Here is an 18,477-nt window from a genome sequence, read left to right on the forward strand (position 1 = left end):
ATTAGCATCCGCTGAATGTGCTGCTGCAGCATTAGAGGAAGATTTATCCGGTCAAAAATTCCCAGATGAATTAGAAAGAACTGAAGGTAAAGGTGTAGGTATTGTTGAAGCTCCTCGTGGTACTTTAATCCACCATTACGGATCTGATGATAATGGATTAACCACTAAAGCTAACATTGTAGTAGCTACTATCCAAAACAACCCAGCTATGGAAATGGGTATTCACCAAGTAGCTAAAGATTACATCAAACCTGGTGTAGAAGTAGACGACAGCATTTTCAACTTAATGGAAATGGTTATCAGAGCTTACGACCCATGTTTATCTTGTGCTACCCACACAATGGATAGTCAAATGAGATTAGCTGAAGTAGATATCGTAGACAGTGAAGGAAACCTCATTAAAAAATTCTAAATTTAAGGGGGTTTTATAAATGATTGTATTTAACGAAGATGGCTGTATAAAATGTGGTGCTTGTGAAGGTACTTGTCCTACATCAGCTATTGAAGTAACACCTAGCTCAATTATACACTGTGACACTTGTGGTGGAGAACCTAAATGTGCAGATGCATGTCCTAACGGAGCATTAAAAGTTGAAATGTACGAAATTGCTGAAGGTATTGAACAAGCAAGATTAGTATTCAACTCCATCTTATGTGACTCCTGTGGTAAATGTGCTGAAGTTTGCCCACAAGAAACTATTGAAGTCACTGGTGCTAAATTAAAAGAAGTTGAAGGTTTCTGTGTAATGTGTCAAAAATGTGTTGACATTTGCCCAGTAGATGTAATCGGAATTCCTGGTGTATGCGAACCTAAAGAAGTTGAAATTGATCTCAAAGGTAAAGGTCCTGTATACATCCAAGATTGTGTCGGTTGTGGAACTTGTGTAGAACCATGTCCTGTAAACGCAATCACTCTTGAAGAAGTAGGAAGTCCTATTACCGTAAACGATGACTGTATTAGATGTGGTTTATGTTCACAAACCTGTCCTTGGAATGCTATTTACATTTCAGAAAAAATACCTGTCAAACGTACTAAAGAAATCAATTCATTTACCTTCGATTCAGCTAAATGTATTGGATGTAATACTTGTGTAGAAGCATGTCCTGGTGATTTCATTGCTGCTAACAACGCAAGCTTAACTGTTGCAATTCCTAGCGTTTGTGCTGCATGTGGTTTATGTGTAAAACTTTGTCCTGTTGACGCATTAGAAATTGATGTTGAATGGGGTGAAGGAGCTCCTGTTGACGCTGAAGGTATTGGTTGGGATTCTGAAAAATGTGAATTCATTGGTGCATGTGCTAACAAATGTCCTACTGAAGCAATCCGTGTAGTTACCAAAACTGGTATGTTATGCCCTGCTTTAGAAGAGACTGATGCAGAACCATCATTCACTAGCTGTATCAGATGTGGAGCTTGTGCTTCTGTATGTTCTAATGACGCTTTATCCGTTGGTACTATTGAAATAGAAATCGACGGTGAACCTGTCACTAGAGACAGAATCGAGTTCAACCCATCTAAATGTGATGCATGCGGTGACTGTATCGAAGCATGTCCATATGATATGCTCCACAAATCAGACAATCCTAAATTACCAATTGCAGGGTTCTGTACCTTATGTGGTCAATGTATGGAAGCTTGTCCGGAAAACGCTTTATGTTATAAATAGGTGGAAACACACACCTATTTATCATTTCTTTTTTTTTAAAAAAATTAGTTATATTTTATTCATTACTACTTTTCCATTGACTATTGTCATTATTGGAATTCCTTTGTATTCCCAACCGTCAAATGGGGAGTATTCTGCTTTTGTTTTGAATGTTTCAATATTGAATTTTCCTTCTTGTTTTAAATCAATTACTGTAAAATCAGCATCATTGCCTATTTTTATTTCGCCTTTGCTGGTGAGACCATAAACTTTTGCGGCATTCTGGCTGAATATCTTAGGGATTAACTTAAAGTCTAGGTTTCCTTTGTTTACTTCAGTTAACATAAGTGGAACTACTGTTTCTAGGTTTGGTATTCCCGGTGATGAACTCCAAACTCCTTTTGTTTTATCTTCTAGCGTATGTGGTGCATGGTCTGTTCCAATTATTGAACTTTCATCCAAATCGCTGACTGTCACTGACTTTCCATTTTCTCTTAATGGAGGATTTGTTTTTATGAATGTGTCATATACATTGTATGCAGAATTGTCTAGCAATAAATGATGAGGTGTAAATTCCCAGCTTACAGGCATGCTTTTACTTGCACTTTTTGCTAAACTTAATGATTTGCTTGAACTTAAATGGCAGATATGCAATCTTAAATTATTTTCCCTTGCAAGTTCAATTGCTTGTCTTACCGATTCGTCTTCAGATTCTGCAGGACGTCCATAGGTATAGTCTATAGCTTTGTTTTCTTCCTTTTCTTTTAATTTTTCTGTTTCTCTTTCAACAATGGATTTTTTCTCACAATGTGTTGCTACAAGTCCATTATAGTTTGTTTTTTCTTTTAAGAGAGATAAATCGTGGAATATTTTTTCAAGATTCTCGTCACTTTCCAAATCCATGAAAATTTTAAATGAAATAGGGTCAAGTTCCATCATCTTTTCCATTTCTTCAAGGGTGTTGGTTCCTGCCTGAAGTTCAAAGTTGACAACAGACTTTTCTGTGGCTATTTTGATTTTTTCTTTGAGTGCCTTGTAGGTATTTGTTTTAGGCAAGGTGTTCGGCATATCGATTACTGTTGTGAAACCGCCATTTGCAGCGGCCATGCTTCCTGTTTTGAAATCTTCTTTTTGAGTTAATCCCGGATCTCTAAAATGTATATGAGGGTCGATAAAACCTGGAAGCACATAATTGTCTTTTATGTCGATTGTCTGTGATGCGTCTAAAGGTGTTTTTGAAATGTCGGCAATCTTACCGTCAATAATTTTTATGTAATATTCGCCAGCGTTATCAACCATCTTACAATTTTTCAAAACTAAATCCATGATTATTCTCCTTAAAGTTCTTGTTTGAATATTTGTTATTCCATATTTTTAAATCATAACTTTTTTTTAATTTAAAAACAAATTTTTTATTATGTCCCAAGTTTCTAAAATTCTTAAAAGAGATATGAAATTATTTTATAATGATCATGATACTGATGCAAATTTTTCTCAGGGGGTATCTGACATAACTTTGGTCTCTGATTTCACTGAATACAATCCATTACATAATGGTCATTTTCATTGCATGAAGACTGCTAAAGACATGTTTCCTGACTCATTATTTGTAGCTATTGTGCCTGGACTTTTTGAAAGAAGCGGCAGAGGCATACCGTATATACTGCCAAGGGAAATCCGGGCTGAAATTGCAATTTCTGTTGGAGCGGACATCGTGGTTGAGGGTCCTCCTATGGGAATAATGGGGTCTGGCCAATATTCCTTATGCTTATGTAAAATGTTTCAGGCATTAAATACAGACTACATCCCTCGTGGTTACAAACCTGTTGAGGGGATGGATGAAATATTAAAAAGGATTAACATGGGACATCACATAGCGTCAAAACCTTATAAGATTGTTGACAAGACCACTCATGAAACTCTCTTAAAGGGAAAACTTGAAGAGGACAATTATGTCATCACATCTTTTTCAAATTCATTAAGCAAGATAGGATTTGATTATTCGAATAAATTCCTATTTGTTGAAAGAATCGAGGGTGTTAGTGGAACTTTAATCCGAGAAAGTATCCAAAAGGACAATTTTGACATGGTCAAGGACATGATGCCTGAAAAAACAATTGAAGTTTTAAAAAGGGAAATAGCGAACGATTCAATAATCTATGGCATTCGTGATGAGGAATCAATACTGGATACCGCAAACAATTTCTCATTTGAGGATTTGTCATCTCTCAATCTATTTAATAAAAAATTAGCAAGGAATATTATAAACAATAGGCCTTATGACAATTTGGAAGACTTGCAAAAGTCAATATTGCATGGATTTTCATCTCATTTTAACCAAAGGGTGTTAAGCATTCTGGAAAATCCAATTCCAAAAAAAGTAATCTCTGAATATATTGACAGATATCCGTCAAATATCAGAGTTTTGGGTTATAAAAATAAAAATAGTTTAAAAAAATTTAAAGAAAAAATAAATACTGAAAATATTCAGATTTGTGGTTGAGGAGTTAAAATACCATTAATCACATTTTGTGGATTTTGAAGTGCAAATATCGCATCAGTAAATGTTGGATATGTTGCTTGTAACACAAATATGTAGATTAAGTAATAGATAACTACTAAAATAACAATGATTAACACGATTGTTAAAAGAATGTCAACAGCATCCATTGATTCTTTTTCATCTTGATAATTTAAGTTATGGATATTTCCTTCTTTTTCTTTTTTGCCTCTAATTCCTCTTCTTTTACCTTTACCTTCGCTTTCTGCTAAAATTTCAGCTCTGATTCTAGCTTCCATTTCTTCAGGGGTTTCAGGTCTGGAAGGTTTTTGTTCGAGTACTGGTTCTTCTCTTCTAGGTTGATATGGGCGTCTAGTTAAAGATCCATATTCCTCTTCATCTTTAGCTAATTGTTCTCCTAATGGAACTTCAGCTTCATCAAAGTATAAATCATCTAAATACTTTTCGTATTTATCTTCTAATTCAACTCTAGCACTAGTTGGTTGTGGTTCGTAAGAGTGATCAGGATAAATAAACTCTTGGGAATTATCAACAGGTTGTTGCATAATTTCCGGTTGAGGTTCATATTCGTTTTGAGTGATTTGTGGTTGGATTTCTTGCACTTGTGGTGCAACTTCATTCTCACTTAAATAAGATGATTCAGGACCTCCAGAATAACTAATATTGTCTTTTATATTATATGGAGAATCATCTCTAATTTGTTTGATTTCGTGAGTAGGTCTCACTTCTTCTTGTGGTTGATAAATACTTTCATCAACAGGTTTTTTATTAAGTCTTACAGGTTCTGTTCTAGCTGGTTGTTCAGGAACTGCTTGTTGAGGTTCTGCAGGAGCTTTATTTTCAATTCCAAGACCTACAATTTTTTCTAAACACTCCTTACAGTAGGTTTTACCAGCAATTTCTAAACCGCATTCTTTACAAATTGATTTTCCACATATTGCACAGGTATCTGTACTTTCTCTTTCAGGATGATAATAACATTCCATAAATTACACTCTCATAACGAATTAATAATAAATATTGAATGTATATATGTTTTTTTTATTTATATAAAACTTTTCATTATTTTGTTTTATTTATTATATTTTCTACAACAATTTCAGAAGCAATTAAATCATCAACTGTTGCAAGAAAACTGCCCAGTTTGTCATTATTGATTTGATATTCAATTGAATTCCCATTTAAACTGGATTTAAGATAATTTTCATTATCAACTTCCAGTGAATCAAATACCACCCTGGCATTACTTTCACTTTTATATGTAAAAATGATCTCCCCATTAATTTTCATAAAGTATATTATGTTCTTATTATAATAAAATAATTTGGTCAAAAATGTTGAAAATATGGTAACCTTTATTAATAACTAAAATAATATATTTAAGTATTCTATTATATTACGATATAATTTATTATATAGCTATTGTTGGAAATTTACTATTTTTAGCTATCTTTAATTAAAAACAAATTATGTTTATTTCGGAGGAATAATAATGGTTCGTGCTTATACAAGAAGAGATTATATTAGAAAAACCCCAAATTCAAGAATCGTACAATACGACATGGGAAACTTAAAAGATGAATTCCCAGTACAAGTAAGTTTAGCTGTAAAAAAACCAGCTCAAATCAGACACAATTCTTTAGAAGCTGCAAGGATTGCTTCTAACAGATTAATGCAAAGGGCTGCAGGAAGAATGGGTTACCACTTAAAATTAAGAGTTTACCCACACCAAATCGTAAGAGAAAACCCGATGGCAACCGGTGCAGGTGCGGATAGGGTACAAAGTGGTATGAGAAACGCTTTCGGTAAACCTATTTCTGTTGAAGCTATCGTTAAAAAAGGTCAAAGAATAATTACCATTGACTGTAACGCTAAAAACTTTGAAGAAGCTAAAGTCGCACTCAAAAGAGCAGGTATGAAATTACCAGTTCCTTGTAAAATTGTTGTCGACAAAGGCGCAGATTTAATTAAATAGATTTATTTAATTAATCTTTTTCTACTCTTTTTTTTAATTTCTTATTTTTATTGTACTTTTTTTCAAATACTTTTTTTCATTAAATATTTAAACATTAAAAAATATATTAAAATATAATATTGGCTATTGTCAATGTAATAATAATTTTTAATCCAAGAGGTCATATCTCATGTATGTTAAAAAATTTGAGGAATTAAGTAAATCCGATATCGGAATTGCTGGTGGAAAAGGTGCTAATTTGGGTGAATTAACTCAAGCGGGTATTCCAGTGCCACCAGGTTTTGTAGTAACTGCTCAAGCTTATGAATATTTCATGGATGAGGCAGGAATCAACGATAAAGTCATGAGCATTCTTGAAAAAATTGACATTAATGATACAAAAGAACTTCAAGCTGCTGCTGAAGAAATTAAAAAAATCATTAATGAAGCTCCTATTCCAGAAGATTTAGTTATTTTCATCCGTGAATATTACAATGAACTTTGTCAAAGAGTAGGTGAAGATGACACTGATGTTGCAATCAGATCATCTGCAACCGCAGAAGACTTACCTGAAGCTTCATTTGCAGGTCAACAAGACACTTTCTTGCACGTGTCCGGTGATGACGAAGTAATTGAATTCATCAGAAGATGTTGGGCTTCATTATTTGAAGCAAGAGCAATCTTCTACAGGGAAGAAAACAACTTCGAACATTCAAAAGTATACATTGCTGTTGTTGTTCAAAAAATGGCAATTGCTGACAAAGCAGGTGTAATGTTTACCGTAAACCCTTCAACCGGTGAGGAAATCGCTTTGATTGAAGGATCATGGGGACTTGGTGAAGCAGTTGTATCAGGTGATGTAACTCCTGATAACTATCAAGTTGATAAAAAGGACAATGAAATCATCAACGTGACCATTAGTGATAAAAAAGTAATGTACACTAATGATGAAAACGGTACAAGTGTAAAAGTTGAAGTTCCTGAAGAAATGAGAAAAGAAAGAGTATTGTCTGATGAAGAGCTCATTGAATTAACAGAAATGGGTAAAAGAGTCCAAGCTCACTATGGTGAACCAATGGATACTGAATGGGCATTTGAAAAAGACATGTTATTCTTATTACAAGCTAGACCTATCACTACTTTAGGAGATGCTGTTGAAGAAGGAGAATCCGAATCCTCTGACTTAGGTGATGTTTTAGTAAGAGGTCTTGGAGCAAGTCCTGGAATGGCATCAGGTAAAGTAAAAATCATTTTAGATATTGACGAGTTAGACAAAATCAAAGAAGGAGACATTATGGTTACAACAATGACCACTCCTGATATGGTGCCTGCTATGAAAAGAGCAAGCGGTATCGTAACTGATGAAGGTGGAGTAACTTGTCACGCATCTATCATTTCACGTGAACTCGGAATTCCTTGTGTTGTAGGAACTGGAGATGCTACATCCACATTAAAAGAAAATGACGGTGTAACATTAGACGGTAAAAAAGGATTAGTATTTGAAGGTATTTCCGAAACCAAAGAAGAAGCTGCAACTGTTCAAGCAGGTGCTGTAGAAGCAGCTCCTATTATAACTGTAACTGAAGTTAAAGCTAACGTAAGTATGCCTGAAGCTGCAGAAAAGGCAGCAGCAACCGGTGCAGATGGTGTAGGTCTTTTAAGAACCGAACACTTAATGTTAACATCTGGTATCCACCCAGGTAAATTCATCGCTGACGGTGAAGAAGATAAATTAATCGACACAATTGCAGAAAAAGTTCAAATTGTGGCAGATGCATTCTATCCAAAACCAGTATGGTACAGAACTTTAGACGCACCAACCGATGAGTTCATCGCATTAGAAGGTGGAGAAAACGAGCCTAGAGAACACAACCCAATGCTCGGTTGGAGAGGTATCAGAAGAGAGCTCGATCAACCTGAAATCCTCAAATGTGAATTTAAAGCTATTAAAAAATTACACGAAAAAGGATACACAAACATTGGAATCATGATTCCATTATCACAAAATCCTGCAGAACTCAGACAAGCTAAAGCAATCTGTTCTTCAATAGGATTTGAACCTCACAAAGATGTTGACTTTGGAATGATGGTTGAAATTCCTGCAGCTGCAATCCTGATTGATGAGTACATTAAAGAAGGTATAGACTTTGTAAGTTTAGGAACCAATGATTTAACTCAATACACTCTTGCAGTTGACAGAAACAATGAATTTGTAGCAAAACACTACTCAGAAGAACACCCTGCAGTAATGAAATTGATTGAAAGAACAATCAGAAAATGTGCTGAAGCAGGTGTAACCTGTAGTATTTGTGGTCAAGCAGGTAGTGTACCTCACATTGTTGAAAAACTCGTTGCATTTGGAATTACCAGTGTATCTTCAAATACCGACGCTATTGCTGATGTGAGAAAAACTGTTGCTCGTGCAGAACAAAAAATTATTCTTGACGCCGCTCGTAAACGTTTAGAATAAATTTTTTATTCTCTTTTTTTATTTTTTTTATATTAATTTTAATTAACTAGGTTATTTTATGGACGATAAACCAATAGACAAACAGGATATTCTAAAAGAATTGGATGAACTTCATAGTTTGGATTATGATTATGCAGACGGTAGGATTTTAGGCTCAATGTGTACTCAGGCACATCCTTTTGCAAAAGAAGTTTATTGCAAGTTTTTAGACACTAACTTGGGAGATCCGGGTCTTTTTAAAGGAACCAAATTGATTGAAAATAAGGTCATTGAATCTATTGGAAAATTATTGTCTTTGGATAAAGCTTATGGAAATATTGTGACTGGTGGCACAGAAGCAAATATAATGGCAATTCGTGCTGCAAGAAATCATGCTCGAAAATATAAGGGAATTGTAGATGGTGAAATCATAATTCCGGATTCTGCACATTTTTCCTTTAAGAAAGCTGCAGACATGTTGAACTTGAAGATTGTCGAGGCTAAATTGGATGATGATTATAAAATTGATGTTGATTCCGTAAAAGAAGCTATATCTGACAAGACTGTAGCTATTGTGGCCATTGCGGGAACTACTGAATTGGGTTTAATCGACCCGATTGAGGAAATTTCAGAAATTGCTTTTGAAAATAATATCTATTTCCATGTTGATGCTGCATTTGGTGGATTTTCAATTCCTTTCTTAAGGGATGCGGGTTATGGCATGCCAGTATTTGACTTTTCTTTAAGAGGCGTTTGCTCCATAACTGTTGACCCTCACAAGATGGGTTTGGCTCCAATCCCTGCTGGCGGAATTATCTTTAGAAAAGAAGAGTACTTGGATGTGATGGCAGTTGATTCACCGTATTTAACTGTTAAAACTCAGTCAACAATTGTTGGGACTCGTTTAGGAGCTTCTTCAGCAGCGACTTATGCAATTATGAAATATTTTGGAAAAGATGGTTATTCTAAAAAAGCTCAAGAGTTAATGGACAATACTCGATTTTTGGCTGAAAACTTAAAAGGAATAGGTTACGATCTTGTTTGCGAACCTGAGTTAAATATTGTTGCATTCAATCATCCTGATATGGATGCTCATGAATTGGCTCAAAAATTAGAAGATTTGGACTGGAAGGTTTCAGTTGCAAAATGTCCAGTCGCAATCAGAATAGTTTTAATGAATCATATTAAGATTACTCATTTAAAAGAATTGTTAGAAGATTTAAAAGAATTGTATTAACTTCTAATCTTCTATTTTTTCAACATACATTAAAGGATAGTTCAACTCTTCAATAAACTCAATTCTTATTATTGCTTTGACATTTTCCACTTTTGTATGGATTTTAACGTCTAGCATATCTCCTGTCAATGATGTGTAGTCGAATTCGGTCATTGATTCTTCGAGTTTGTCAAATCTTATTTCAACTTCTACGTCTTCAATTGCGGGTTGTAATTTTAAAGATTCTTCCATGCTTGTTTCCAAGCTTTCTTTAGTGTTTTTATTAACGGGAGTTCCTACAAATTGGTGGAATAATGCTCCCATACTGATGGCTCCCTCAAATATTGCTCTTTCTCTAGTGGTTATATTAGAGAAATATTCTTTATCAACGTCCATTATAATCCTCCGTTTAAAAATATTATTTTATCATAAATCAGCTCTGAAGGGATTGGATTTATGCAACAGTAGAACAGCACTGCTGAAATTATTAATACTGTGGCTAGTATGTATATTCTATTCTCTTCCGGATAGAAAAAGCTGAATATCAGTCCAATCACTAAGAATATTGCGGATATGATTAGTGCATTTGATTCTTGTGGATTGTTTTTAATAATTTTTTCATCAACAGGATTCAAATCATTAACTTCCCCTTGGATAATCAGTCTATTTTCAGTAGACCCTATAGGATCGCAAGTTATCAGATATGTTGTGTTCGCCCCTTGTGCATTTAATTCATATGTTGCAGGAACAATTGTTGTGTTCACAACACTGTAATTCAATTCTCCAACTCCTGGCCATTCTATAAGGAACGTATCTCCAACAGAAAGCTCATTTAATCTTAAGAAAGGTGATCCTTGCAGTGTTCTATGACCGTATAATATGATTGGGTCATGTGTAGGGATATTCTTTCCAGGGTCACTTAAAACACCTTGATTTAGAGATTCGTTGTTGATTTTCTCTTCAACCCCTATTGATGGGATAATTATTTTGGGTGATTCGATATTCTTTTCACTCACTATTTTTGATGAAAAATAATTCACTTCCCCCATTGCATACAATCCAATTATTAATAAACAAATAATAACAATTATTGTTGAAATACTTGGTTTTTTCATAATAATTGTTTTGTAAAATCTATTATAATACTTTTTTTAATTCTGGTAAGTTGAACTGATTTCCTTTATCATCCAATCTGGGGCTTCGGAAGTTGGGATTGTCAAGACGATATTGTCCATATTATTTAAGATATAATTGACCTTTTCTTGAGGCACTTCAATTAAAAGCATATATTGCGCGTCCAGATCTCCTAAATTAATTTGACGTTCATAATTGGATAGTTTCACGCCATAGCTTTTCAGCATCTCAAATGTTTTGTTTTCATCATAACCTTTAACAATTGCTCCTTTAATCATTTCCAAAACGTCAGAAGAGAATCCCTGTGTATTTTCATGAGGATTTGTATTGTTTCCTTTAACATTCATTTTTGTTTTTGAGTACTCAGAATCTATTTCGCCGTTTTCCTCATATCTCATGATTGACAGAACAGTGCAGCCGCTAATTTCGGGTTCTGTGATGTTTGAAGTGTAATTGTCTTCTGTCGAATTGAAGTTGGAATAGATGTCCACCACACTTCCGACCTTGACAAGGCCCGCTCCTGCCTGCAGTCTTGAAACGAGAATGGGTACTGAAACGGTATTTGGTTCTTCAAATTTAATTTTTGAAAGAACTGTAGCATCATTTTCATTGATGATTTTCATAGCTTCTGAGGCTGAAATTATTGTATTTTTACTTTCATTTTCATAAACTGCCATTGTTCTGTTGTATTTGTCTTGATTTGTATTTATTGACTTTTTATGGAACGATTTCCAGTCTTTTGTTGCTGGTGTTATTATGTTTATGCTTTCAATTTCTTCACGGCTTCCAGCATCATTTATTTTATTTTCTAGTAACATCTCGTTGGGGGATGTTGCAAGCGCTCCGGAATATAAGTCGTGAAGTTCATTCAGTTTTGTTGTTTTTGCAATTGACAATTGCTCCTGTGAAGGTTCATAAATTATAAAATAATATGCTGAGACAATTAATGTCAGTACTATTAAAGTAGTTATTATCACTCCAATTTTTCTTTTTTTCTCATCATCACTTATTTCAGTTGTTTTTGGAGACAGATAAACTCCAATCTTATGATTCAACTTTTTCAATGGAGACAGTTCATCTTCAAGTCCTTCTTTTTTATTAGGTTTTGGAAATTCTTCAGAAATTTGCTTTCTCAATTCCCTTGTTTCTTCAAAACCTCTGGGGTACAATGGATCTCTTGGTTTTTTATTATTCATTTTTATTACTCCTAATTTGGTGTTAATGATGGTTAATTTAATTAGGAGGAGTATGGTGCCTTATATTTTAATTAAATTAATTATCAGGTAGTATAGACAGAATAATAATAGTAGTAATGCAGGGATATTGATTCCAAATAAAACTATATTTATCGGTAATATCAACAGAACAATTAAAATTGCAGATATTGCAATCAGTGGAATGTTGTCGAACTTAGGGTATCTGATATTTGAAACCATCAATAGTGATACGATAACGCTTAATATTATTGCAAGATATGGGTTAAATAATCCACTAAGGTATAATGTTGCTAAAATGAAGGATATTCCTGGTATTGGAAATCCGATAAAATCGGTGGTGTCGATTTTTCCAGCAATCACATTGTATCTTGTCAATCTTAAAACGCCACAGATAACAATTAATAAACTGATTAATATTACTGCTATTTGAAAGATTCCGGGGGTGGTGTTAATGCAGCTGTACAGGAATGTAGCTGGCGCAACTCCAAATGAAACAATATCTGATAAGGAATCTATATTTTTTCCAAATCCCAAATCATCTTGCCTATTTGTTTTTCTTGCTACCCAACCATCACATGAGTCGAATATGATTGCAATAATCATGAGGATTGCGGCTAGTTCAAAATTATTGTTCACTGAACTTATGATTGCCAAAAATCCAGAAGACATATTCAAAAGGGATATTATGTCTGATATTGCAATGAAACTTTCCATCTTGGTGTTCATATTACTCATATTTTAACTCCAGTAATAATTTTATTTTCATCTTTTATTAATTTTATCTTAGTTCTTAGCTCATTTTCATTTATTCATGTATTTAATTATACAAATTTGTTATTTTTATCTAATTCCTAAAAATCATTATATATTTTATTATCTACTTATTTATTAAAGTAATTTTTGTTTTTATCATGTAATTTTTGCTTTATTAATTTAATAATTATATTTTCAACAATATTTTTTAAAAAAATCCATTAAAAGATAAAATATATATAATAATATTTTTAATAAATATTAATTGTTAGACTTTAATAAATAAGGCAAATTTCTGAATTTATTGGTCTCTTTGGGCTTTATTTCCATATTGGATTAATATTTTCATGAAATTTTAGTAGTTGATTTATTTGAATAGTTTATATTAATGAATTGTGAGTAGTTAAATGATAGAAGATAATATACGTGTCCTAAGACAAGCTGCAAGAGTTTCATCAGGAAACAATCAGCCAATTCAAAAAGAATGGTGTGTTATTGCAGGAAATGTTGATTTGGTTGATAATATGGCATATAAGGCCATTGCATCAAATCATAATGTTAAAATCTTGTTCAGGGAACATGTGATTCTTAAAGAAGGCAAATTGGATAAAAAATTTGATTTTATCATGCTTTATGGGAATCCTTTGATTCTTAATGATTTTAGAAATACTACTCTAAAGCTTGGTGGTGCATTTATACAAATTGCAAGGGAATACTTGGCAAAAGAGCCTAATTTGATGGTATTGGTCGCACCAGATGATGTGATCAGGAACACCGTTTCCACTATCGAAAAATCTAAATTGCCTTTTGCAATTATTAAAGAATCTCAGACCACTGGTTTCATTGATATTGATTTAAATAATGATGTAAAATTGCCTAATTTTGTTAAATCTGCTTTAAAACCATTTTACAATGCTAATGAAGTTGTTTTATCAACAATTTTAATTTCTGTTGAAAAAGATGGTGATGTTGGAAAAGTTCAGAGTATAGCTACATCTAATAAAATTTTCGTTATTGATTTTAGAGACATTGTAACGGAGGATTAATCATGAATATTTTTGGAAATGAAGAAGAAGTACCAGAAGCTGAAAACACTAAAGTTATCAGTAATAGTTTAGGAATTGATTTAGGAACTTTAAATACTGTTATTGCAAAACCTTCCGGAGATAAATTTGACTTATATCAAATTCCATCTGTAGTAGCAGTTAAAAAAGATGACCCTGCTGAAGTTTTAGCAGTTGGTGAAGAAGCTAAAAAAATGCTTGGAAGAACTCCTGAAGATATTCTCGCAGTAAGACCTTTGAAAAAAGGAGTTATTGAAAATGTTGTGCAAGCACAAGCATTACTCATTAAAGCAATGCAAATTGGTATTAATGAAGGTGAAACCGTAGGAAGAATTGTCATTGGTATTCCGGGGGATGCATCTGAAGTGGAAAAGAATGCTGCTGAAGAAATCGGTAGAAAAGCCGGTGCACAAAATATTTTAGTAATCAGTGAAGGATTAGCTGCTGCTATTGGTGCAGGATTGCCAATTGCAGAACCAAATGGTACTATGGTTATTGATATTGGTGCAGGTTCAACCGATATTGTGATTATTTCTCTCGGTGGTATCAACGATATTGAAACAGTTAGATGTGGTGGAGACGACATTGACAATAAAATTGTTGAAATTGTTGCAGAAAAATACGATGTAGCTATTGGTATTCATGATGCAGAATCCGCTAAAATGGAAGTTGGTATGGTGCACTGTTCCGAACAACTTGAAAACTTAAGTGTTGAAGTTATCGGTAAATCATTAGAAACCAACAGGCCTAAAAAAGTAGTGATTGATTCAATGCTCGTTGCAGATGCAGTAGAACCATACATGCAACAAATAGTCGATGGATTAAATGTAATCTTAGAAAGATTATCTCCAGAATTGATGATGGGAGTTTACAACAACTCAGTTGCAGTTGGTGGAAGTTCAAGACTCCGTGGATTAAAAGAAAGAATCTTTGATGAAATTGCTATCCCTGTAGAAATTTCAGAAGATCCAATGACTGTTGTAGCAAAAGGTACTGCAATCGTTGCTGCAGAACCATTAGCTTTAGAACCTGAAGTCCGTCTTAGGGCTATGAAATAAATTTATTTTATTTCACTTCTTTTTTTATTATTTTTTTGTTGATTTTTATGGATATTTTAGGTATTGATGAGGCTGGCAGAGGATCTGTTTTAGGCCCGTTAGTCATTGCAGGAGTGATTGTTCCTGAAAAAATGGAAAAAGTCCTTGAAAGGATGGGCGTTAAAGATTCCAAACGTTTGGCTCCTCATAGACGTACTATTTTATCTCGTAAATTAAAGAAAATGTTTGAATATGACATCATTGTCATTTCTGCTCGTGAAATTGATGAAATGAGGGCAGAAGGAATTAATCTCAATGAAATTGAGAAAAATGCAATGGAAGAACTTATTTTAAGATTAAAACCTGAAAAGGCCATTGTCGATGCTGTTGATGTGAAAGCTGAAAGGTTCCAGGAAAATTTACGTAAAGACACTGGATTTGACATTACTGCGGAACACAAGGCCGATGACAATTATATACAGGTAAGTGCGGCATCAATTATTGCAAAAGCGGAAAGGGATGATCAGATAGCTGAAATTAATAAGGAATTCATTAAACAAGGTGGAATAGGTTCAGGTTATCCGTCTGACCCGACCACTAAAAAATTTTTAACAAATTATACATATGATGAAATGCCTGATTTTGTTAGAAGGTCATGGAATACCGTTGCTAAAATGAAATGATTTTCATCTTTTTTTTTAAATAATTTTAAGTATATGAATTAATATAATATTCTTATAAACGATTTTCAAAGATAATACTTTAAGAGGATGAAAATGATTGTTGAGTATATTATGCCATTTATTGATGGAATGATGGATATTTTTACTCAAGGAGGGATTATAACTTATATAATTCTTTTTGTAGGTATTTATGGTCTTATTATTGCATTAAGAAAAATAGCATATCTTAGAAAAATTAGTAAAGTTGATACAACCGAAATATTTGGGGTTGTAACTGCTTCTATGGAAAGAGGCGGTGCCGTTGAAGCTTTAAAACAGATTAATGGTTTTAAAAATCCTATTTCTAGAATTATTTCAGAAACCTTAAAAATCGGTTATAAAAATAAAACCGAGGTTGAAGAAAGTATGGAGCAAATTTTCATTGTTGAAGTTGCTAAAATGACTAAAGGTTTAAACACCATAAAAACTATTATTGAACTTGCTCCATTTTTAGGTTTAATCGGTACCGTTATTGGTATTTGGATGACTTTCAAATCTTTAGGGGTTCATCCAGACTCTGCAGCTATGGCAGAAGGTATTTATGTTGCTTTAACCACCACTATTATGGGTCTTTTAGTGGCTATTGTTCTATTGCCATTGTACACTTATATCCAAGGGCTTATCGAAGCTGAAATGGATAAAATTGAACTTGCTACCAAAATGACTAACTGGGGTTACGCTGTAGTTAAAGTTAGAGTTGATTCTAATGTTGAATGTGCACTTGAAGCTTTACAAGAAGCTGAAGGTGTTGTAAACACTAGATTGATTTCTGACCCTTATGCCAATATAAAAGTGTCTTTTAAACCAAGTATGTTAGATAAAAGTATTGCGAATATTATTTTAGAGAAATGTAATGTTAATGCTGAAATTACTGAAAGTAAACTAAGACAATAGGTGAAAGAATGGCAATTGATGTTAGAAAACATAAAAAGAAATTGGATCAAAAGCCAAATATCAATTTAGTTCCGTTCATTGACATTCTTTTCACAATAATGATTTTCTTAGTTGTCACTAGTAATTTTTCAGCTACTGATGTTCAAGCTGATGATGCTGCTAAGGACATTGACCAAGGCAGTGGAAAACCAAATGTTACCGATGTTTCTGGTGATCAGGAATATTATGTCATGCCTGTCGCTAACTTGCATAAAGTTACTGTAGACGGTCAAGACCGCTCGGATGCGATAGCCGGAAGCGCCGTTGGTGTTCAAGCAAGAGTTATTGATGAAGGACAAGTTACTATCAAACCTGGTGAAATTGTAATTAAATGCCCTCCAGGAATTTCTGCAGATAAGGCTGTCCAACGTCCTGAACTTTAAATTTGAGGAGTTAAAATGTATACTGGAAGAATTTTATCAACTGGGATGAATTGTGATGGTAAACCTTTTGTGGCTTATAGGGTGTCAAGCAGGTCATTTCCAAATAGGAGATGTTTAAAATCTGATGATGCGGCAGCTATTGTTCCAAAGGAAGGTTTTGAAAATGATATTTATAAAAGTCCATATATAGCATACAACAGTATTTGCATTGTTGGTGATTTGGCTGTTGTATCAAATGGATCTCAAACTGATGTTATAGCTGATAAATTGGCTGTAGGGATGAATATTAAGGATGCGCTTGCATATTCTTTACTCACCATGGATTATGAGAAAGATGATTATAACACTCCAAGAATCGCAGCGGTTGTTACAGCAAGTGCAGAAGAAGGTGAATATGACTGTTATGTCGGAATTGTAAACGACAAAAAAATATTGGTCGAGCAAGTTCCGTTTGGCGAAGCAGTATTCATTTCAACATACGGCAGTCAAGTGCCTGATAAAGTTGAGTTTGAAGCTAAGACATCTGAAGAAGCTGCAAAATATATTTTCGATGAGGGTGTTTTTGCAAACTATGAAAAACCAGTAACTTCTTGTGCTGCTGTTTTTGATGGTGAATGGACTATTGATGTCTATAATCCATAACTTTTTTCTTTTTTTTTAATTATTTTCAGATGATTATTATGAGTATTGAATTATTTGGCTTAGAAAACATTCCCATTATTGATGGGGATAGTGATATTTCACAGATTATTAAGGAGGCTATTGAAAAACAAGGTTGCAATTTGAATCATGGGGACATTATTTTAATTGCTGAAACCTTAATTTCAAAAGCAGAGGAAAATTTCATTAAATTAGATGAATTAAACCCATCTGATGATGCTATTGAATTGGCAAATCAATCAGGCAAGGATCCGAAGATTGTCCAAGCGATTTTGGATGAATCAAATGAAGTGGTTCGTGTAGGTCCTAATTTTATCATAACTGAAACAAAACATGGTTTCGTCTGTGCTAATGCAGGTATTGACGAGTCTAATGTTGGTGACGGTTTAGCCACTCCAATGCCTAAAAACGCTGATGAATCTGCAGCTGAGATTCGTAAATTTTTAGAACAGGAATTCGGTGAAGAGATTGCGGTTATTATCACTGACACTCAGGGAAGGGCGTTTAGGTTTGGAGCTATCGGAACTGCAATCGGATGCTCTGGAATTTCACCTATCTGGAAGAGAGTCGGTGAAAAGGATTTATATGGAAGGGAATTGGAAACCACTGAAATTGCAACCTGTGACGAATTGTCCGCAGCTGCATCTCTTATAATGGGTCAGGCTGATGAAGGATTGCCTGCAGTTATCATCCGTGGTTTTGACAGTTTTGACTTATTGAGAAATGAAAACTCATCCATTAAATCTGTTTTAATGCCAAAAGAGTTTGATGTATTTAGAAAATAAGTG

General features: G+C 33.9%; 20 protein-coding genes. 13 read left to right on the top strand and 7 right to left on the bottom strand.

Annotation, left to right across the window (positions count from 1 at the left end):
* Both ILA26_RS02470 and ILA26_RS02475 read left to right on the top strand, forming a co-directional pair.
* Positions 1 to 412 (top strand): nickel-dependent hydrogenase large subunit (locus tag ILA26_RS02470; RefSeq protein WP_292893728.1); only part of this gene is annotated, 412 nt, incomplete at its 5' end.
* A gap of 19 nt (positions 413 to 431) precedes the next feature.
* Positions 432 to 1,667: a 4Fe-4S binding protein gene (locus ILA26_RS02475; protein ID WP_292893730.1), complete on the top strand. Its 1,236-nt coding sequence runs from the start codon at positions 432 to 434 to the stop codon at positions 1,665 to 1,667.
* A 48-nt stretch (positions 1,668 to 1,715) separates the two neighbouring features.
* On the opposite strand, the gene ILA26_RS02480 is transcribed toward ILA26_RS02475, so the two are convergent.
* Entirely contained in the window at positions 1,716 to 2,972 is a 1,257-nt protein-coding gene (locus ILA26_RS02480) for a dihydroorotase family protein (RefSeq protein ID WP_292893731.1), read from the bottom strand.
* Positions 2,973 to 3,063: 91 nt separating this feature from the next.
* Here ILA26_RS02480 and ILA26_RS02485 point away from each other — a divergent pair, with 91 nt between their 5' ends.
* Positions 3,064 to 4,149, top strand: a complete 1,086-nt coding sequence (locus ILA26_RS02485) for a nucleotidyltransferase family protein (RefSeq protein WP_292893732.1) — start codon at positions 3,064 to 3,066, stop codon at positions 4,147 to 4,149.
* On the opposite strand, the gene ILA26_RS02490 is transcribed toward ILA26_RS02485, so the two are convergent.
* On the bottom strand, positions 4,134 to 5,153 hold the full coding sequence (locus tag ILA26_RS02490; protein WP_292893734.1) for an ATPase: 1,020 nt from the start codon (positions 5,151 to 5,153) through the stop codon (positions 4,134 to 4,136). The genes ILA26_RS02485 and ILA26_RS02490 overlap by 16 nt on opposite strands.
* A gap of 76 nt (positions 5,154 to 5,229) precedes the next feature.
* A complete protein-coding gene (locus ILA26_RS02495) occupies positions 5,230 to 5,457 on the bottom strand; it encodes a KEOPS complex subunit Pcc1 (protein ID WP_292893736.1) in 228 nt (75 codons plus the stop codon).
* Positions 5,458 to 5,659: 202 nt separating this feature from the next.
* On the opposite strand from ILA26_RS02495, the gene rplJ reads away from it, so the two are divergent.
* From rplJ to mfnA, 3 genes are all read left to right on the top strand, one after another.
* Complete coding sequence (gene rplJ, locus ILA26_RS02500) at positions 5,660 to 6,142, top strand: 50S ribosomal protein L16 (RefSeq protein WP_292893738.1); 483 nt, start codon at positions 5,660 to 5,662, stop codon at positions 6,140 to 6,142.
* Positions 6,143 to 6,311: 169 nt separating this feature from the next.
* Complete coding sequence (gene ppsA, locus ILA26_RS02505; RefSeq protein WP_292893740.1) at positions 6,312 to 8,591, top strand: phosphoenolpyruvate synthase; 2,280 nt, start codon at positions 6,312 to 6,314, stop codon at positions 8,589 to 8,591.
* A gap of 58 nt (positions 8,592 to 8,649) precedes the next feature.
* A complete protein-coding gene (gene mfnA, locus ILA26_RS02510; protein ID WP_292893742.1) occupies positions 8,650 to 9,807 on the top strand; it encodes a tyrosine decarboxylase MfnA in 1,158 nt (385 codons plus the stop codon).
* A 3-nt stretch (positions 9,808 to 9,810) separates the two neighbouring features.
* On the opposite strand, the gene ILA26_RS02515 is transcribed toward mfnA, so the two are convergent.
* The 4 genes from ILA26_RS02515 to ILA26_RS02530 are packed head-to-tail and all read right to left on the bottom strand — an operon-like array spanning position 9,811 to position 12,872.
* Positions 9,811 to 10,182: a dihydroneopterin aldolase family protein gene (locus tag ILA26_RS02515; protein WP_292893744.1), complete on the bottom strand. Its 372-nt coding sequence runs from the start codon at positions 10,180 to 10,182 to the stop codon at positions 9,811 to 9,813.
* Positions 10,182 to 10,901 (bottom strand): sortase, encoded by a 720-nt coding sequence (locus ILA26_RS02520; RefSeq protein WP_292893746.1) that lies wholly within the window; start codon positions 10,899 to 10,901, stop codon positions 10,182 to 10,184. The genes ILA26_RS02515 and ILA26_RS02520 overlap by 1 nt, the downstream gene beginning before the upstream one ends.
* Before the next feature lie 36 nt (positions 10,902 to 10,937).
* A complete protein-coding gene (locus ILA26_RS02525) occupies positions 10,938 to 12,116 on the bottom strand; it encodes a DUF515 domain-containing protein (RefSeq protein ID WP_292893748.1) in 1,179 nt (392 codons plus the stop codon).
* Positions 12,117 to 12,176: 60 nt separating this feature from the next.
* Positions 12,177 to 12,872: an archaetidylserine synthase gene (locus ILA26_RS02530; RefSeq protein ID WP_292893750.1), complete on the bottom strand. Its 696-nt coding sequence runs from the start codon at positions 12,870 to 12,872 to the stop codon at positions 12,177 to 12,179.
* 425 nt (positions 12,873 to 13,297) lie between these two features.
* On the opposite strand from ILA26_RS02530, the gene ILA26_RS02535 reads away from it, so the two are divergent.
* The 7 genes from ILA26_RS02535 (at position 13,298) to ILA26_RS02565 (ending at position 18,474) form a co-directional block, all read left to right on the top strand.
* Complete coding sequence (locus ILA26_RS02535) at positions 13,298 to 13,936, top strand: hypothetical protein (RefSeq protein WP_292893752.1); 639 nt, start codon at positions 13,298 to 13,300, stop codon at positions 13,934 to 13,936.
* A gap of 2 nt (positions 13,937 to 13,938) precedes the next feature.
* Positions 13,939 to 15,012, top strand: coding sequence for a rod shape-determining protein (locus ILA26_RS02540; RefSeq protein WP_292893754.1), 1,074 nt, complete (start codon positions 13,939 to 13,941; stop codon positions 15,010 to 15,012).
* 47 nt (positions 15,013 to 15,059) lie between these two features.
* The gene (gene rnhB, locus ILA26_RS02545) at positions 15,060 to 15,674 is read left to right on the top strand and encodes a ribonuclease HII (protein WP_292893756.1); all 615 of its coding nucleotides are present in this window, start codon (positions 15,060 to 15,062) and stop codon (positions 15,672 to 15,674) included.
* A gap of 93 nt (positions 15,675 to 15,767) precedes the next feature.
* Positions 15,768 to 16,607, top strand: a complete 840-nt coding sequence (locus tag ILA26_RS02550; RefSeq protein ID WP_292893758.1) for a MotA/TolQ/ExbB proton channel family protein — start codon at positions 15,768 to 15,770, stop codon at positions 16,605 to 16,607.
* A gap of 8 nt (positions 16,608 to 16,615) precedes the next feature.
* Positions 16,616 to 17,029, top strand: coding sequence for a biopolymer transporter ExbD (locus tag ILA26_RS02555; RefSeq protein ID WP_292893760.1), 414 nt, complete (start codon positions 16,616 to 16,618; stop codon positions 17,027 to 17,029).
* A 15-nt stretch (positions 17,030 to 17,044) separates the two neighbouring features.
* Positions 17,045 to 17,671 carry an IMP cyclohydrolase gene (locus ILA26_RS02560; RefSeq protein WP_292893762.1) on the top strand — a complete coding sequence of 209 codons (627 nt, stop codon included), beginning with the start codon at positions 17,045 to 17,047 and terminating at the stop codon, positions 17,669 to 17,671.
* Positions 17,672 to 17,700: 29 nt separating this feature from the next.
* The gene (locus ILA26_RS02565) at positions 17,701 to 18,474 is read left to right on the top strand and encodes a coenzyme F420-0:L-glutamate ligase (protein ID WP_292893764.1); all 774 of its coding nucleotides are present in this window, start codon (positions 17,701 to 17,703) and stop codon (positions 18,472 to 18,474) included.
* The last annotated feature ends 3 nt before the right edge of the window (positions 18,475 to 18,477 follow it).

It is taken from the genome of Methanobrevibacter sp., assembly GCF_017940815.1.
Taxonomy (GTDB): domain Archaea; phylum Methanobacteriota; class Methanobacteria; order Methanobacteriales; family Methanobacteriaceae; genus Methanocatella.